Source organism: Aequorivita echinoideorum (assembly GCF_018476645.1).
GTDB classification, from domain to species: Bacteria; Bacteroidota; Bacteroidia; order Flavobacteriales; family Flavobacteriaceae; genus Aequorivita; species Aequorivita echinoideorum.
Genome location: NZ_JAHCTB010000001.1, coordinates 271,763 through 287,822, shown reverse-complemented (window position 1 = coordinate 287,822; position 16,060 = coordinate 271,763). Strand labels below are relative to the sequence as shown.

Genomic DNA, 16,060 nt, shown 5'->3' with positions numbered 1-16,060 from the left:
AAATTATAGGATTATGTTATGGATTGTAAAAAGCGATGCATCAAAAATTTTAAAAGCAAAAAGGGCGAAATAATAAGCAATGAACCCCAGAGATTCTGCGGCCCGAAGCTATCGGGGAAGGTTTTCACCACAAAGAACATTAAAATGCCTCCCAGAATAATAGAGATGTGCAGTACAAGCATTGATGGGGTAAAAGGTCCAATTACGCTGTTATTCAATGCTTTATCAAATAAAAAAAATTCTTCCAAAGCCACGATCATGAGATTTATATTGAAAAACCAATTCTGAAAAAAGAGAATGCCCAAATTGACCATCGTCAATTCCTCATTGCCCCAATTGGCAATAAAACCAAAAAATACAACGATAAATACGAAATAAATGCCCATCATAAACAAGGGGCCAAAAATCTCAACCGAAGTCTTGTTTTGGGACTGATTTTTATCCTTTAATGTGCGGAAAATGGTAGCAAAAATCCGGATAAGTTCATTCCACCAGAAAAAATAGATAATGTAGAAAATGGTAGTTTGGCCAAAAACTACCGCAAGCGACGTGAGAAAAGTGAATAATAATAAATCCCACCTTTTATAATGATGAGCAATAGCGTTTAATGTAGGATTTATGTTTTTCAAAACTGGCAGTTTTTATTTTGGAAATTCATTTCCTTCACGTTCGCAATCGTAAAGTCTACGTGAAATCTCCATTACAAAAATGGGACGACTTTCGTTTTTCGGCAATAAGGCAGATGCCGTAATTAAAGTCAGTCGTAAAAAACTTCAGAATACAAAAAGGCCCAAAGATTCTGAAATCTTTGGGCCTGCTGGTTTTTAGATTTTATTCTGAATTTATTTTTCTGTAATTCTTTTACTGTTTTAAAATTTTTGTTGAAGCTAGTTCATTTCAATTTTAGCACATTAAATTCAAACAGATTAATTTTAATTACATTTTAACTTCAAAAGAAAAATTATGCGCTATTGTTGTATAATTTTATCTAGTTACGCGCAAACGTTATGAATACCATACTATTAGTTGAGGACGAGCACAGTGTCGCAAACCTCATTATCAAGGGTCTTGAGGAAGACGGCTACAAAATTATACATAGGGTCGATGGCATAAGCGCTATGGAATTGCTGGACGAAGAACAAATAAATCTGGTAATTCTAGATATTTTATTGCCGAAAATGAACGGACTTGAAGTATGCCGAAAAATCCGGGAACTTGGGTATTCAGATTTACCCATTTTAATGCTTACGGCATTGGGCAGTGCTGAAAATGTAGTCTTGGGGCTGGATAGCGGGGCAGATGATTACCTTTCGAAACCATTCAAGCTTATTGAGTTGAAGGCCCGGTTGCGCACATTGCTGCGAAGGGTTGAAAACAGCGAAACCAGCAAGCCAAAAGATGGAAATAGCTATTCATTTCTGGATGTGGAAATAAACGATTATTCAAAAACAGTTACCAGAAATAGTCAGGAAATCCTTTTGACGCCTACGGAATACAGGTTGCTATTAATGTTTATGAAAAACCCCAACCGCGTAATTTCCCGTACCGATCTTCTCGATGAGGTTTGGGGAATCAATTTTGATATCGGGACAAATGTGGTGGATGTTTATGTGAATTATATTCGGAAAAAACTGGAAAGAAACGGCGGCGATCGCATCATCCACACGGTTGTGGGAATGGGTTACGCTTTAAGGGATGACAAATGAAAATTCACTACAGGATAATTTATCTTTTAATTTCGGTATTCTTCATTTACACGCTTCTTTTCTGCGGATTTATTTATTATTCCATTTCCAGCTATTCGTTTCAGGATTTTTATAAAAGGCTTGAAATTCGAGCGGCAACCACCGCCAAAATTGAATCTGAAAAGCCGAAGGACGTTTCCGTAATAAAAGAAATGCGGCAGGAATTTCTTGAAAAATTACCGGAGCAAGAGGAATATGTATATAAAATCAATCCCGAAAACAATGGCTTAACGGTACCTAAAGGGGAAGATGGGCTCCCAGATGAGCTCGTTGCGGATATCATTGAGTTCGGGAATGGAAATTTTCAAGAGAAGAGCAAGTTCTATTCCGGCATAAAATTTAAGACACTTAATGGCGATAGTTTTATAGCCGTGGTTTCCGCACAAAATTATTTCTACACGCACCACATTGCCTATCTTCAAAATTTGCTCATAACTTCCTTGCTGTACGGCCTTCTTTTGATCGTTTTCGTTTCGCTTCTTATATCGCGTACACTGGTTCGCCCGGTGCAGAATATTATAAAAGAAGTGAAAAAAATAAGCTTCGAAAATTTACATCTACGGTTAAAACTTCCTAAAAGTAAGGATTCCCTTCGCAAGCTTGCACTCACATTCAACGATATGCTAAACAGGCTTGAAACTACGGTAGAAACTCAGAAAAACTTCATAAGCAACGCATCGCACGAGCTCAATACGCCACTCACCAGTATAATTGGTGAGGCAGATTTGGCACTTTCAAAGGATAGGGAGAAAGAAGAATACCAAAAAGCCCTCGCCAATATTTTAAGCGAAGCCGAAAAACTGGAAAAAAAGACGAAAGCGCTTCTTCTTTTGGCACAAACAGGTTTTGATGGCAAATCGCAGAAGTTTGATATTTTGCGTACGGACCAGTTGATTCTTGATGTGAAGGAAACTGTGCAACGCATTAATTTCAATTGTAAAATTTATTTGGATTTCAGCTTACTGCCTGAAAATCCAATGAAATTAAAAGTGAACGGAAATTTTTACCTGTTACATCTTGCGCTCAGCAACATCGTCCTCAACGCCTGCAAATATTCAAACGATAGCCCGGTGCACGTTGCCCTGGGCGCATCAGATAAAGAAATAATAATCGTAGTGCGCGATTCCGGCATCGGTATTCCAGAGGGAGAAATGCAATACATTTATGATCCCTACTTTCGTGCATCAAACACGGGAGATTTTAAAGGCTATGGAATTGGTCTTCCGCTTGCGCGGAATATTATCCGGATTCACAAAGGAAAACTGGAGGTGAATTCCATAGAAGGACAGGGAACTTCGGTGCAGATCAATCTGCCCATAGCCATTATCAAGCTTTAATCGCTTTTTAATCTTTTAAAAGGGTATCTAATATTTTTCTAATTTCACTATAAAGAGCTTCTAATACGTGCCATGGTACATTTGTAAAAAACAAATTGCTATGGAAACGAAAAAGATTTTAATCCCCACAGATTTTTCAGTAAAATCCTTGAACCTAGTAAAACAGGCCATTGAGACAAGCCGGGAGGAAAAAGTGGATATTGTGCTGTTGCAGGGTGCGTATTTGCCGAGCTCAATTACTGAAATGCTGTTTTTTTCAAAGAGAAAACTGGTGAAAAGTTTTCAATCTGAAGAATTCAATGAGGCGTGCAAAATGCTGAAAAACAAGTACGACTCGCGCATCAATTCTTTTTGTGTTGACGTGATTACCAGTAAAAACAATGCATATTTCCAAGAATATTTATTGGCAAATGGTATTGATGAAATTGTGGTGCCAAACGAGGATTCGCTTAATTTCAAAGGAAAAAATTCATTTAGCCCGCTACCTCTTTTCACAAAGTGCAAGGTAAAATTGAATCATTTGGAGTGCAGCTCCGTTTACGAAAAAGCTACGACCGTTCGCGAGCAAATTTCTGATCTGTTTTTCTCTAGAACCTAATCTTCCACCATGAAATTAAGGTTTATATACGCAATTTTTATGGCGATGCTGCTTTGCTGTATTTTCATTTTAGCGAAAAAAAGCAGTCCGGAGCAGCTCATTATTGGGGAATGGGAAGAAGTGAGCTGGGAGTACGAAAAAACCGACCACGAAAATGGCGTTCACGTTTTTATAGACGAAAACCAAAAGGATGAAATAGCGCAAAATTTGATAATACACAAAGCTGAAGTATGGAAATTCACGGAAGATAAAACCTTGGTTTTTTCAAAAGGCACGGCGCAAATGGAACAATTAAAATGGAATATGAAAGGCCGCGGCCATATCTTAGAACTCAAGCACAACGAAATAGGAAGCGAGAATTACCAAATTGCCGAAATAAATCAGGATACTATGGTGATGCATTTCAATTTCGATCTGCAGGTGCGCGGCATTGTAAAAATGACTTTCAAAAGAATACAAAAAGACAGCTATGCTCAGAAAATATAGCAATTTCAGAAGTTTTTCAGATAACATAAAACTGGGTGGTCTCACTGCTTTCACGGCGGGGATGGTCAATGTTGTCTCGGTTATTGTTTTCTTCGCATTTACTTCAAATGTTACGGGGCACTATGCAATTTTGGCGCAGGAAATCGCCAAGGGGAATTGGTACCAAGCCGCAGTAGTCCTACTTTGGGTATTCCTATTTTTTATGGGAAATTTCACGTCAAATTGTTTGATAATCCATAATAATTCAAAATCCAGCCGGTATTTTGCCCACGCAGTCCCAGTGCTTTTAGAAATGGCTTGCCTGTTGTTTGTAGGTGCCTATTTGGAATTTTTCTATACGGAAACTTTATATGAAACTGAAATCCTGGTTGCCGCAATGCTTTTTGCCATGGGTTTACAGAATGGACTCACCGCAAGTATCTCCAATGCTAAGGTGAAGACCACCCACCTTACGGGGCTTACAACAGATTTGGGAATATTGTTTTCAATGTTCACCAAAAGAGAATTCCGCGAAGATGTGAAACTTCAGAAAAAGGCAAAATTGCTATTGGCAATCATGTTTTCCTATATGGGAGGCGGGATCATGGCGGGTGTGTTTTATATCCAAATTCAGAATTATACATTTTTAATTATAAGCCTACTTCTTACCATAGTAATAGTATATGATTATTCAAAGCTTCAGGTTACACGATATATGCAGCGCAGGCAGCCGTTTGTAAGACGGTACATTATTGCAGGCAAGGAAAGTTAGTTTGATGGCAGATAGGCAGCACAATGGTTTCTGTATTGAAGATTAAGGTTGTTGAGAAGGTAATTTTCTTACAGAAATCAGGTGCCTATCTAATTGCTTAGGTCAATAATAATTCTATTTTTGCCATTCTTAAAATAGAGAGTATCATGCAGCGTATTTTCACCATCGCTCTGGTGGTTTTAATAGCATCCTGTTCTGGAAATCAAGATTATAAAACAAGTTCGCGGGCAACGGGTTGGAAGATGATTGGCCGAAATGGCGGCTCTGCCAGAGGCTATAAAAATCAGTCAAATGAACAGATTACGGGACCGGGCCTCGTTTTTATTGAAGGTGGAACTTTTACCTTCGGCCGCGTACAGGATGACCCCATAAAAGATTGGAATAATATTCCCAATCAACAGCATGTTATGTCATTTTACATGGATGAGACTGAGGTAACCAACCTTATGTATCTTGAATATTTAGATTGGCTCAAGCGCGTTTTTCCTCCCAGTGATAGCAATTACAAAAATATATACCCCAGTGCCGTGCCAGATACCTTGGTTTGGAGAAACAGTTTGGGCTTTAACGAAACTATGGTTGAAAATTACCTGCGTCACCCCGCTTTTGCGGAATATCCCGTGGTGGGAGTTAGCTGGGTTCAGGCAGTCAATTTCAGTAAATGGCGAACCGATAGGGTCAATGAGAAGTTGCTGGAAGAAGAAAATTTTACTGCGAAAAATGCACGTCTTCAAGTGAATGGTTACGAGACTTTTTCCACAGATACCTATTTAAAAGCACCCACGCGTACCTATGGTGGGAACGATTCCATATTGCAAGGAGGCAGCAGATATAAAGGAATTCAGAAATTAATGGAGGATTCAACGGCGGGAAGAGGCGATATTCGCGATATCTATGTTCAAAGAAAAGATGGAATATTTCTTCCGGATTATCGCTTGCCTACCGAAGCAGAATGGGAATATGCAGCGGTAAGCCTTGGTGGGATTCGTGAATACAACAGCGAACGAGGCCGAAAAAAATATCCGTGGCAAGGACAGTACACGCGTTCCGGAGAAAGAAAAACCAGAGGAGATCAATTAGCGAATTTTAAACAAGGTAGTGGTGACTATGGCGGTATTGCAGGATGGAGCGAAGATGGTGCTGATATCACCGCACCCGTTGCGCAATATGCTCCCAATGATTTTGGACTGTACGATATGGCAGGAAACGTAGCAGAATGGGTGGCGGACGTTTATCGCCCAACCGTGAATGACGATTACAATGATTTCAATTACCACCGCGGTAATGTGTATTCAAAAGATTATCGCCATCCAGACAGAAGTTTCGAGATAATTAAAAGCACCTCAATACTATATGACACGCTGCCCACCGGAAACCTGATCCCGAGGCAATTTCCCGGAGAGGTTTTGCAAATACCAGTAGATGAACAGGAAACGTATTTGAGAACCAATTTTTCAACAGCAGACAATAGAAATTTTTTAGATGGCGATGAAGCTTCCAAATCACGAAAAACCGGTGATAAATCCATGTACAATTCCCCACAGCATACCGCTACTGTTGACAGCACAGGAGCTATGCAACGCGGTTATGATAAAAGTTCAAGCAGGACTACATTGATCAGTGATAATGTAAGGGTTTATAAAGGTGGTTCTTGGCAAGATAGGGAATACTGGCTTGATCCTGCACAACGCAGATTTTTACCTGAGTATATGGCAACCAGCTTTATAGGGTTTCGCTGTGCTATGTCTCGGGTGGGTTCAAAATCTAAAACTAAAAAAAGGTCCCGTAATTAGGAAATTACCATAGCTATTAAAAGTTCTTTTAAACACAATTTTCATTTCGTTTAAGGGGTGTTTTTTAGTATCTTCACCAACCAAAATAAAATAATGATCTCACAAACCATAAAAAACCGGCGTTCCGTTTTCCCCGCACAATATAACGGTCAGCCAATCAGTAAAGAAGAAGTTTTACAAATATTGGAAAGTGCCAACTGGGCACCCACGCATAAGCGTACAGAGCCATGGAGGTTCAAGGTTTTTCACGGCGCGTCCCAAATTGGCCTTGGTAAATTTTTGGCCGAAACCTACAAACAGACCACAGAAAACTTTTCAGGATTTACCTATAAAAAATTCTTGGAAAATCCAGTAAAAGCTGGGTGCGTTATAGTAATCTGCATGCAGCGCGATCCAAAGGAAAGTCTGCCCGAGTGGGAAGAAATTGCCGCTACCGCCATGGCCGTTCAAAATATGTGGCTTACGGCGGCAGATATGAACATTGGCTCCTATTGGGCCACCCCGGGATTATTGAAGTATATGGATAAATTTATACAGATGGAGGAAGGCGAGCGCTGCTTGGGCTTTTTCTATATGGGAAAATATGATGAATTGCCCGAAGGAACTCGAAAAACCACAATCCAGGAGAAAACTATTTGGGTTTAAAAGAACTTTTCAATTAAAGCTGTAAGTTTCAGTAAATTTGTACTTTTCAAGTTGAATTTTTTCTGAAATGAAATACCTCATCATAGTTCTTCTTTTTTCAATTGCGGCAAGTTCCTGCCAGTATTTTGAGACGGAAAAGGTTTCTTCAGAAAAAATTTATAAAGAAGAAATTGAAGCTATTGATTGGAAAGAAGTGGATCGATATCCATCTTTTATACATTGTGATAGCATTGCCGAAAAACCTGAACAGAAGCAGTGTTTTATAAACACAATCAATTCAAGGCTCTACCAGTCCATAAGCGATAAAAATATTATTGCGGTTCACGAGGTTTACGATACTGTTTTGGTGGACTTTGCGGTAAGCAACAAAGGGAATCTCTCCATTTTGCAAATAGAAATGGATTCAGTGCTAAAAAAAGATTTCCCAAATCTTGAAGATTTGTTGCTCAAAACTATTGATTCATTGCAACCCATAGCACCAGCATATAAACGCGGAATTCCTGTAAAAACGCAGTTTACGCTGCCCGTTATTATTCAAACAAATTAAAGATTGAATTTATAACCAAGCGTAAAATCCAGAGGAAATTCGCCATTGCTATCTACATTCAGTCCCACAACATCATTGTACGTAAACGTAATGTAGCCATTGCCCACTTTGTAATCCGCACCCAATCCAAATGTAAATGGCGCGTTGAAATCGCTGCCAGTGGAAGTTCCCAAAATTGGCACATCCGTCCCATCTACGCCAACGATTACATTTTCCCTTTTTACGCTAGTAAAAGCGGCAAATTTTGCATTCACAAAAGCATCAAATCTTGGTGATTTAACAAACTTGAAACGGTAATTTAATGAAAATTGCGAGGATGAAAACTGGTATTCCTCATTTTGAAATGTTTGTTTGAACCGCAGAACGATTGCGTGGCGTTTCAATTTTTCGGCGTCAAAAATCTCAAAATCCGCACCCCCTACCGGCAATGTTTGGTTTGTGGGATTTTCAGTAAAAATAGCGTTGCTTATTCCACCAAATATTCCGAGGCGCAATTGAATATCCAACGGTTTGGCATTTTCAGTAAAACTTGGGTCTACTCGCTTATTATACTCATTTACAAAGGTTCGCAAATCTGCCAAGGTAAATCGCACATCTTCTGCAGGAAGCGGCGCATCTGCAGTCAATTGTTGGAGTGTTTGTTTGTATTCTTCATTAAAATCGCCATTAGACTGGGTGTTTTTCAGCTCAAAGATTTCATCATTTTTTTGGATAAAATAGCGGTATTCGCCATTTATGGTATTCCAAAGAAGCGTCATTTTTCCTGAAACTTCAGTTTTTAAAACATAATTTTTTCCATCAACTGCATATTCCGTTTGGGCGAAACTGAAAGATGAAAACACAAGAAAAGTCAGGAAAAATAGGTGCAACGGTTTCATAGGGCCAAAAATTAGTACGGGCTAAGGTAAAAAATTAATTGAATTTTTCTATTTGCCGAAACGGCGACCCTTCCAATTATACTTTCCGCGAAAGGTTCCAAACAGCACCAATAAAGTGATAACTGGGTATCCAAAAATGGAAAGGATGGTTTTGAAGATTTTCATTTTTTGATTGAAAAATCTTGATGAAACCCAAAGCACCAAAAAATCGATTCCGATTTTTGAAATAAAAAAAACCATATAAAAACCGAAATTTTCCGGTTGAAAAAGAATAAACACCGGAGTAAATAAGATATATAAATTTGCCAAAACCACGAAAATCCCCAACAATTGCGAAACTAAATTTTCCTGCTTTGAAGTTTTTGAAGCCCAGCGTACGCGTTGGTTTATTGCGTCTCCCCAACTTTTTTGAGGTAGCGTGGTAACTATGGCATCTTCGCATTTCAAAAAATGGAGTTGGTTCGGGAAAAATAGCTTCATTTTTTCAAGCATAAACATATCATCACCGCTCGCAATTTTATCGTTTCCAGCAAAACCTTGCACTTCAAAAAATGCACTTTTTTTATAGCCGAGATTGGCGCCGTTGCAAAATATGGGATTTTGAAAACCAAAACTTCCCATGGTCGCCGCTTGCAAACTGAACCCGTCGAGCTGCTGGAAATGCTGTAAAAAGCTTCCGTTGGAAAGATAAATTACAGGTGCGGCAATAAAAACAGCATCGTTTTTCCGAATAAAATTATTGAACGATTGAAGCCAATTCTTGGGAAGTTTACAATCTGCATCGGTAGTTAAGATCCACTCAAATTTTGAAATTTTCACCGCAGCGGTAATTGCATCTTTTTTCGGTGAATTTGAAAATCGTTGATTTTGAATGAGTTTAATATTCAAATCTAATTTATCAATTTTTGTTGAAATGATATTTTCAGAATCATCCGTGGATTCATCATTTATCAGAATCACTTCAAATAGGTGTGCGGGATAGTTCAATTCAGATATGCTTTTTAAGAGCATTGGCAAATTTTCAGCTTCATTCCTGAAGGGAATTACCACACTGAAAGTGGTGTTGGCTTCTTTATTTTCAGCTTTAAAAATTTTTATTTTCCGGAAGCCAATAAGGATTATAAGCATCGCGAAACTGTAAATTGATATGATGAAAATTCCAATAAAAATCATACAAAACACCGATTCTCGACAATTGAAGAATTGCTTGCCGAATATTGTCTAACTTTGTGCGAAGCCTTGAGCATACCGCTAAAATACAAATTCCCACCGATGCAAAAACAGAAGCAAAATGGCCGTTAAAACTGAAAAAATAATTTTGGGAATTGATCCCGGAACCACAATTATGGGCTTTGGATTGATAAAAGTTGTGGGTAAAAAAATGGAATTTATGCAGTTGAATGAGCTTCAACTAAAAAAATATGAAGATCACTACCTAAAATTAAAACTGATTTTTGAACGTACCATAGAATTGATTGATACCCACAATCCGGACGAAATTGCCATTGAAGCGCCTTTTTTTGGTAAAAACGTTCAATCGATGCTCAAGTTGGGAAGAGCACAGGGCGTGGCGATGGCGGCAGGGCTTTCGCGGCAAATTCCCATCACGGAATATTCCCCCAAAAAGATAAAGATGGCAATCACCGGAAACGGAAATGCCAGCAAAGAGCAAGTGGCAAAGATGCTTCAAAATGTTTTGGCCCTTAAAACTCTGCCCAAAAATCTGGATAGTACAGATGGTCTCGCTGCTGCGGTGTGCCATTTTTACAATTCGGGAAAAACGGAAATCGGGAAAAGTTATTCCGGTTGGGCAGCTTTTGTGAAACAGAATGAAGCTAAGGTCAATAAACAATGAACAATGAACAATGAACAATGAATAAAGAGAATCCACTCGCTGAAAAATCATACAATTTTGCCCTAAAAATCATTGATCTTTATAAAATATTGACAAATCAAAACAAGGAATATTTTTTGTCAAAACAGCTATTAAGATCTGGAACTTCTATTGGGGCAAATATTGCGGAGGCAAATGGCGCCATTTCCAAGGCTGATTTTTCTGCAAAAATTTCTGTGGCATATAAAGAAAGTTTAGAAACAAAATATTGGTTGTCTTTATTAAAAGATTCAGAATACATATCTATCGAATATTATGATCTATTATTTTCAAATGCCGACGAGTTATCAAAGATTATGTTTTCAATTTTAAAGGCAACACGTATAAAAAATAGTGAAAATTGATAATTGTTTATTGCTAATTGAAAAATGAGCGGCATCTATTTACATATTCCTTTTTGCAAACAGGCTTGCCATTATTGCGATTTCCATTTTTCCACATCGTTGAAAAAAAAGGATGAACTGCTTGCGGCGCTCTGTCAAGAACTGGTTTTAAGAAAAGATGAAATTGCTGAAACGGTTGAAACTATTTATTTTGGCGGAGGAACCCCTTCATTATTGTCGAGTGAGGATTTAAGATTTTTGATTTCTGAAATTTATAGAAATTATAAAATTTCCGATAACCCAGAAATTACGCTCGAGGCAAACCCTGATGATTTGTCGGAAAATTTAATACTCCAATTATCCAAAAGTCCAATTAATCGTTTAAGCATAGGCGTGCAATCTTTTTTTGAAGAAGATTTAAAGCTTATGAATCGTGCGCACAATGCGCACGAAGCACTGAAAAGTATCGAATTGGCCAAGAAATATTTCGAAAATATAAGCATCGACTTAATTTATGGAATTCCAAAAATGTCTGAAAAGCGGTGGCGTAAAAATCTGGAAATCGCCCTCAGTCTTGGAATTCCGCATCTTTCCTGCTATGCGCTTACGGTCGAGCCAAAAACCGCTTTGGAAAAATTTATAAAAAAAGGAATTGTTGCGCCAGTTAATGATGCGATGGCGAAAAAGCACTATGAAATTTTACGTACGGAAACCAAACAGGCGGGCTACGAAAATTATGAATTTTCAAATTTTGGAAAGCCCGGCTATCATTCCCGCAACAATACCGCGTATTGGGAGGGAAAGCCCTATTTGGGAATTGGCCCATCGGCGCATAGTTACAATGGAAAAATTCGAAGTTGGAACGTTGCAAATAATTCGAAATACATAAGAAGCATTGAAGCCGGGGAGTTGCCCTCAGAGTGGGAAATTCTTTCAGCAAAGGATAAATTCAATGAATATATTATGACTGGCCTGCGCACGCAAAAAGGAATTTCAGCCCAAAAAATATTGAATGATTTTGGCGAAAATTTCTATAACTACTTTATGGAACAGGTTGAAATTCAGATTAAAAAAGGTCTTTTGGTTTTCGAAAATGGATTTTTTAAAGTTTCGGAAAACGGAAAATTTTTAAGTGATGGAATTGCATCAGATTTATTTTTGATACATTTAGAAGAATGAAAGCTACCCTTGAAATTCACAATAAAAAGATAGAGGTTGATTTTTCAAAACCCTTAGATATTTCAATAGTTTTGAAGGATTCAGAAAAGAATCCACTAGCTTGGTATTTGGAAAAACCTTCGATTGAACCTGTAAAAATGGGCGATTGGACGGGAAAAGTCTCTGAGGGCGCATCCGTTAATTTCAATACCATACAATTCAATCCACACGCGCACGGTACGCACACGGAATGTTTTGGGCATATTTCAAAAGAATTTCATTCCATAAATGAATCTTTAAAAACGTTTTTCTTTTTGGCTGAAGTTATTACCGTAACACCTGAAAATTTCAGGGAAGACGAAATAATTTCAGAAGAAATCATAAAAAAAGCGTTGGCGGCAAAATCTCCGGAAGCATTAGTTATTAGGACGCTTCCAAACAATTCAAAAAAAAAAGAAAAGCACTGGTCAGATTCCAATTGGCCTTTTCTTCACGAAAAAGCCGCACTTTTTTTACGGAACATTGGTGTAAAACATTTGTTGATTGATTTGCCATCCGTAGATAAAGAACGTGACGAAGGCAAACTTTTAGCTCATAAAGCCTTTTGGAATTATCCCGAAAACCCCAGAAAAGTTTGCACCATTACAGAAATGATCTACGTTCCCGAGCATATAACAGATGGCGCATATTTGTTGAATTTACAGATCACTTCCTTTGAAAATGACGCCTCACCCAGCAAACCTGTTCTCTATAAAATTTTAGAATAATGAAAATTTCCTTGAAAATTGAAGAGTTTGCACAATTTGTTTTGGGCGTTGTAATTTTTTCCCAGCTCGGGTATGCCTGGTGGGTTTTTCCAGCGCTCCTATTTTTGCCAGATATTGGGATGGTAGGCTATGCGTTCGGCACCAAAGTGGGAGCTATAACCTACAATGTTTTTCATCATAGGGCAGTGGCTATTATTCTTGGGTTGGCAGGATTTTTTCTGGCAAATACAGTTTTAATTTTAATAGGCGTAATTTTGTTTTCCCACATTGCTTTTGACAGAATTTTTGGTTACGGATTAAAATATCCGGACAGCTTTAAACATACGCATTTGGGAACTATAGGCAAATAATATGGAACAACTTTTTATAGGACTGGCGGCGGGTGCCGTGGTGGCATATTTTATTTTTTCACGGTTCAATAGCAGCAGGAAGCATGAGCGCGCAAACCGGCAATCCGTAGTTTTAATGGAAAAAATCAGGAGTGTCTGCAAATTTATTACGGTTGAAGGGGATTTTTCTGAAATTTTCCACTACGAAAACGTAAAGGATAAATGGATGAACATCATCTTGGGCAAGAAAAAAGCAATTGTTTTGGTTGAGGCAAAAGCACACGTGGGTTTTGATTTGACCAAAATTAAAATGGATGCAGACCCACGTTCAAAAACCATCACGCTTACCAATTTTCCACAGCCGCAATTATTGACAATTGAAACAGATTTTAAATATTACGACAAACAGGAAGGTTGGGCAAATCCATTTACCGCAGAGGATTTAACAGATATAAACAAGGAGGCGAAACAGCAGATTATTGATAAAATTCCCGGCAGCGGCTTGCTGGACGAAGCTTCCAAACAAGCGCTGGAAACCATTTATTTGATGGAAAAATTGGTCGAGACCATCAATTGGAAGCTGGATTACACCGCGCTTCAAACACCGAATGATGCAAAAATTTTAAAACCAGACTCCGGAAAAATAAAATGAATATAGAAGAATTCAGAGATTATTGTCTTTCAAAAAAAGGGGTCGAGGAAACATTTCCGTTTGATGATAAAACACTTGTGTTCAAGGTTATGGGTAAAATGTTTGCGCTTGCGGGTTTGGAATATAATCCCGCGCAGGCCAATCTAAAATGCGACCCGGATTGGTCCGTGGCACTTCGGGAGGAATACGATGGCTTGATTAGGCCGGGGTACCATATGAGCAAAGTACATTGGAATACCGTGGAGTTGGAAAAAAATATCCCTCAAAAATTAGTGATTGAATTGATTGACCATTCCTACAATTTGGTTGTAAGCAGCCTCACGAAAAAAATTCAGGCTGAATTGGCCAAACTTTAGAAATTTGAAATAACCGTTGATGACATCTCCTTCAGAATTTTATAAAAATCAAATAACAATACATACCGAAGCACTTCAAAAATTGAAAAAGCAACTTGCATTTTCAAGCACATTGCGGCTTTTGGTCTTTTTGGTTGCTTGTGCGGCTATCTATTTTTTCTTCGGAAATGTAAAAATCATTATCGCTACAATTCTTTTAACCGTTGCAATTTTCGTTTATTTGGTTTCAAAACATAGCAGCCTTCAACAAAAACGCGATCTGGAAAAAGCGCTTATTTCGCAAAATGAAATTGAGCTTGAAGTTTTAAATCGAAATTTCCACCATTTGCCTTCCGGCGAAAAATATACGGATCCGCAACATTATTATAGTCAGGATATCGATCTTTTTGGTCGCGGATCCTTTTTTCAATATTTAAATAGAACGGCGCTTGAAAGCGGTGCAGATAGATTGGCAGCAATTTTTACTGAAAATGAAACCAATTCTATTGAAAAAAAACAAAAAGCCATTCAGGAAATTTCAGCATTGGCGGAGTGGCGCCAGCGTTTTTCTGCCATCGCATCGTTGGTGAAAACCGAGGTTGCGGCAAGTGAGGTAACGGATTGGTTGCAGAATTACAAAAATTTTGTTCCAACGTGGATCAAGCCCGTTTCCATTATTTTTTCAATACTTTCCGTTGCCATTATTGTCGCCAATTTTTTCAACTTGGTTTCAGGTTATGCGGTTGCGGGCTGGTTCTTTTTAGGGCTTGCCATTTCCGGGAAATATCTAAAAAAGGTGAACGATCTCGCTTCGCATACCTCAAAAATCCAAAGCACTTTTGATCAATTTCACAAGCTCATTTTAGAAATAGAAACACAGGATTTTTCTTCGGAATTACTTTCGGAAAAAAAGAAAATCGTGAATGGAACTTCCCAAAAGGCATCATCAATCCTTCGGAAATTTGCCAAAAATTTGGATGCTTTGGACCAACGCTCAAATATGCTTGTCGGTTTTATCTCAAACGGTTTTCTGTTGCGGGATTTATACCAAAGCAGAAATATTGAACTTTGGATTGAAGCGCACAAGCAGCAAGTTTTCAAATGGTTTGAGGGCATTACATTTTTTGATGCATACAACAGTTTGGGAAATTTCGTTTTTAATCATCCAGCTTATGTTTTTCCAAAGATAAATTTGAATGGTCCCGTGGTAAACGCCACTGGAGCCGGGCATCCGTTGCTAAACCCGAACACGATGGTAGAAAATGATATCCGTATAAACGAAGAGGAATTTTTCATAATTACGGGTGCAAATATGGCGGGAAAAAGTACGTTTCTGCGCACGGTTTCGCTTCAAATAGTTATGGGGAATATGGGTCTGCCGGTCTGTGCAAAAAAAGCGGAATACAACCCGATAAAGCTGATTACAAGTATGCGGACCACCGATAGTTTGACCGATGACGAATCCTATTTTTTCAGTGAATTGAAGCGCTTGAAATTTATTGTTGATGAAATTAAAGAAGATCGCTACTTTATAATACTTGACGAAATTTTAAAGGGCACGAATAGTACCGACAAAGCAATTGGTTCCCGCAAATTTGTGGAAAAACTGGTTGGCAGCAATTCAACGGGAATCATCGCCACGCACGATTTGAGTCTTTGTGAGGCTTCCGCCGAACTGGATGAGGTTAAAAACTATTATTTTGATGCGCGCATCGAAAATGACGAACTTTATTTTGATTACACTTTTAAGCCCGGAATTTGCCAAAATATGAACGCTTCGTTTTTGTTGAAGAAAATGGAAATTGTTGATTAATTGATTGGG

At 38.3% G+C, this 16,060-nt stretch carries 19 protein-coding genes; 16 read left to right on the top strand and 3 right to left on the bottom strand.

Going from position 1 to position 16,060, the window contains the following annotated elements:
• Positions 1–11 precede the first annotated feature (11 nt).
• Entirely contained in the window at positions 12–629 is a 618-nt protein-coding gene (locus KIV10_RS01375; protein ID WP_214111693.1) for a hypothetical protein, read from the bottom strand.
• Positions 630–1,007: 378 nt separating this feature from the next.
• Between KIV10_RS01375 and KIV10_RS01370 the strand changes: the two genes are divergently transcribed.
• The 8 genes from KIV10_RS01370 (at position 1,008) to KIV10_RS01335 (ending at position 7,902) form a co-directional block, all read left to right on the top strand.
• Entirely contained in the window at positions 1,008–1,706 is a 699-nt protein-coding gene (locus KIV10_RS01370) for a response regulator transcription factor (RefSeq protein WP_214111692.1), read from the top strand.
• Positions 1,703–3,082, top strand: coding sequence for a HAMP domain-containing sensor histidine kinase (locus tag KIV10_RS01365; RefSeq protein WP_214111691.1), 1,380 nt, complete (start codon positions 1,703–1,705; stop codon positions 3,080–3,082). The genes KIV10_RS01370 and KIV10_RS01365 overlap by 4 nt, the downstream gene beginning before the upstream one ends.
• Positions 3,083–3,182: 100 nt before the next feature.
• A complete protein-coding gene (locus KIV10_RS01360; protein ID WP_214111690.1) occupies positions 3,183–3,680 on the top strand; it encodes a hypothetical protein in 498 nt (165 codons plus the stop codon).
• 9 nt (positions 3,681–3,689) lie between these two features.
• Complete coding sequence (locus tag KIV10_RS01355; protein WP_214111689.1) at positions 3,690–4,166, top strand: hypothetical protein; 477 nt, start codon at positions 3,690–3,692, stop codon at positions 4,164–4,166.
• Entirely contained in the window at positions 4,150–4,917 is a 768-nt protein-coding gene (locus KIV10_RS01350; protein WP_214111688.1) for a YoaK family protein, read from the top strand. Before KIV10_RS01355 ends, KIV10_RS01350 begins: the two co-directional genes overlap by 17 nt.
• 146 nt (positions 4,918–5,063) lie before the next feature.
• Entirely contained in the window at positions 5,064–6,710 is a 1,647-nt protein-coding gene (gene gldJ / locus KIV10_RS01345) for a gliding motility lipoprotein GldJ (protein ID WP_214111687.1), read from the top strand.
• Positions 6,711–6,803: 93 nt separating this feature from the next.
• Entirely contained in the window at positions 6,804–7,355 is a 552-nt protein-coding gene (locus tag KIV10_RS01340; protein WP_214111686.1) for a nitroreductase family protein, read from the top strand.
• A 67-nt stretch (positions 7,356–7,422) separates the two neighbouring features.
• Entirely contained in the window at positions 7,423–7,902 is a 480-nt protein-coding gene (locus tag KIV10_RS01335) for a hypothetical protein (RefSeq protein ID WP_214111685.1), read from the top strand.
• On the opposite strand, the gene KIV10_RS01330 is transcribed toward KIV10_RS01335, so the two are convergent.
• Positions 7,899–8,780, bottom strand: a complete 882-nt coding sequence (locus KIV10_RS01330) for a hypothetical protein (protein ID WP_214111684.1) — start codon at positions 8,778–8,780, stop codon at positions 7,899–7,901. The genes KIV10_RS01335 and KIV10_RS01330 overlap by 4 nt on opposite strands.
• Before the next feature lie 48 nt (positions 8,781–8,828).
• A complete protein-coding gene (locus KIV10_RS01325) occupies positions 8,829–9,908 on the bottom strand; it encodes a glycosyltransferase family 2 protein (RefSeq protein ID WP_246516152.1) in 1,080 nt (359 codons plus the stop codon).
• Between the two features lie 163 nt (positions 9,909–10,071).
• Here KIV10_RS01325 and ruvC point away from each other — a divergent pair, with 163 nt between their 5' ends.
• Genes ruvC through KIV10_RS01285 form a run of 8 tightly spaced genes read left to right on the top strand, consistent with a single transcriptional unit; the run spans position 10,072 to position 16,051 of the window.
• Positions 10,072–10,635, top strand: coding sequence for a crossover junction endodeoxyribonuclease RuvC (ruvC, locus tag KIV10_RS01320; RefSeq protein WP_214111682.1), 564 nt, complete (start codon positions 10,072–10,074; stop codon positions 10,633–10,635).
• Positions 10,636–10,652: 17 nt separating this feature from the next.
• On the top strand, positions 10,653–11,018 hold the full coding sequence (locus KIV10_RS01315) for a four helix bundle protein (protein WP_214111681.1): 366 nt from the start codon (positions 10,653–10,655) through the stop codon (positions 11,016–11,018).
• 24 nt (positions 11,019–11,042) lie between these two features.
• The gene (gene hemW / locus KIV10_RS01310; protein WP_214111680.1) at positions 11,043–12,176 is read left to right on the top strand and encodes a radical SAM family heme chaperone HemW; all 1,134 of its coding nucleotides are present in this window, start codon (positions 11,043–11,045) and stop codon (positions 12,174–12,176) included.
• Positions 12,173–12,922, top strand: coding sequence for a cyclase family protein (locus KIV10_RS01305; protein ID WP_214111679.1), 750 nt, complete (start codon positions 12,173–12,175; stop codon positions 12,920–12,922). The genes hemW and KIV10_RS01305 overlap by 4 nt, the downstream gene beginning before the upstream one ends.
• Positions 12,922–13,272 (top strand): DUF4260 domain-containing protein, encoded by a 351-nt coding sequence (locus KIV10_RS01300; RefSeq protein WP_214111678.1) that lies wholly within the window; start codon positions 12,922–12,924, stop codon positions 13,270–13,272. The genes KIV10_RS01305 and KIV10_RS01300 overlap by 1 nt, the downstream gene beginning before the upstream one ends.
• Position 13,273: 1 nt before the next feature.
• A complete protein-coding gene (locus tag KIV10_RS01295; RefSeq protein ID WP_214111677.1) occupies positions 13,274–13,903 on the top strand; it encodes a DUF4230 domain-containing protein in 630 nt (209 codons plus the stop codon).
• The gene (locus KIV10_RS01290) at positions 13,900–14,259 is read left to right on the top strand and encodes an MmcQ/YjbR family DNA-binding protein (RefSeq protein ID WP_214111676.1); all 360 of its coding nucleotides are present in this window, start codon (positions 13,900–13,902) and stop codon (positions 14,257–14,259) included. Before KIV10_RS01295 ends, KIV10_RS01290 begins: the two co-directional genes overlap by 4 nt.
• Positions 14,260–14,278: 19 nt before the next feature.
• Complete coding sequence (locus KIV10_RS01285; RefSeq protein WP_214111675.1) at positions 14,279–16,051, top strand: MutS-related protein; 1,773 nt, start codon at positions 14,279–14,281, stop codon at positions 16,049–16,051.
• Positions 16,052–16,060 lie beyond the last annotated feature (9 nt).

What these genes read in the sequence shown, in the direction of transcription:
- KIV10_RS01370 (WP_214111692.1), top strand. Translation starts at nt 1,008, where the DNA reads ATGAATACCATACTATTAGTTGAGGACGAGCACAGTGTCGCAAACCTC.
- KIV10_RS01365 (WP_214111691.1), top strand. Translation starts at nt 1,703, where the DNA reads ATGAAAATTCACTACAGGATAATTTATCTTTTAATTTCGGTATTCTTC.
- KIV10_RS01360 (WP_214111690.1), top strand. Translation starts at nt 3,183, where the DNA reads ATGGAAACGAAAAAGATTTTAATCCCCACAGATTTTTCAGTAAAATCC.
- KIV10_RS01355 (WP_214111689.1), top strand. Translation starts at nt 3,690, where the DNA reads ATGAAATTAAGGTTTATATACGCAATTTTTATGGCGATGCTGCTTTGC.
- KIV10_RS01350 (WP_214111688.1), top strand. Translation starts at nt 4,150, where the DNA reads ATGCTCAGAAAATATAGCAATTTCAGAAGTTTTTCAGATAACATAAAA.
- gldJ (WP_214111687.1), top strand. Translation starts at nt 5,064, where the DNA reads ATGCAGCGTATTTTCACCATCGCTCTGGTGGTTTTAATAGCATCCTGT.
- KIV10_RS01340 (WP_214111686.1), top strand. Translation starts at nt 6,804, where the DNA reads ATGATCTCACAAACCATAAAAAACCGGCGTTCCGTTTTCCCCGCACAA.
- KIV10_RS01335 (WP_214111685.1), top strand. Translation starts at nt 7,423, where the DNA reads ATGAAATACCTCATCATAGTTCTTCTTTTTTCAATTGCGGCAAGTTCC.
- KIV10_RS01330 (WP_214111684.1), bottom strand. Translation starts at nt 8,780, where the DNA reads ATGAAACCGTTGCACCTATTTTTCCTGACTTTTCTTGTGTTTTCATCT.
- KIV10_RS01325 (WP_246516152.1), bottom strand. Translation starts at nt 9,908, where the DNA reads ATGCTTATAATCCTTATTGGCTTCCGGAAAATAAAAATTTTTAAAGCT.
- ruvC (WP_214111682.1), top strand. Translation starts at nt 10,072, where the DNA reads ATGGCCGTTAAAACTGAAAAAATAATTTTGGGAATTGATCCCGGAACC.
- KIV10_RS01315 (WP_214111681.1), top strand. Translation starts at nt 10,653, where the DNA reads ATGAATAAAGAGAATCCACTCGCTGAAAAATCATACAATTTTGCCCTA.
- hemW (WP_214111680.1), top strand. Translation starts at nt 11,043, where the DNA reads ATGAGCGGCATCTATTTACATATTCCTTTTTGCAAACAGGCTTGCCAT.
- KIV10_RS01305 (WP_214111679.1), top strand. Translation starts at nt 12,173, where the DNA reads ATGAAAGCTACCCTTGAAATTCACAATAAAAAGATAGAGGTTGATTTT.
- KIV10_RS01300 (WP_214111678.1), top strand. Translation starts at nt 12,922, where the DNA reads ATGAAAATTTCCTTGAAAATTGAAGAGTTTGCACAATTTGTTTTGGGC.
- KIV10_RS01295 (WP_214111677.1), top strand. Translation starts at nt 13,274, where the DNA reads ATGGAACAACTTTTTATAGGACTGGCGGCGGGTGCCGTGGTGGCATAT.
- KIV10_RS01290 (WP_214111676.1), top strand. Translation starts at nt 13,900, where the DNA reads ATGAATATAGAAGAATTCAGAGATTATTGTCTTTCAAAAAAAGGGGTC.
- KIV10_RS01285 (WP_214111675.1), top strand. Translation starts at nt 14,279, where the DNA reads ATGACATCTCCTTCAGAATTTTATAAAAATCAAATAACAATACATACC.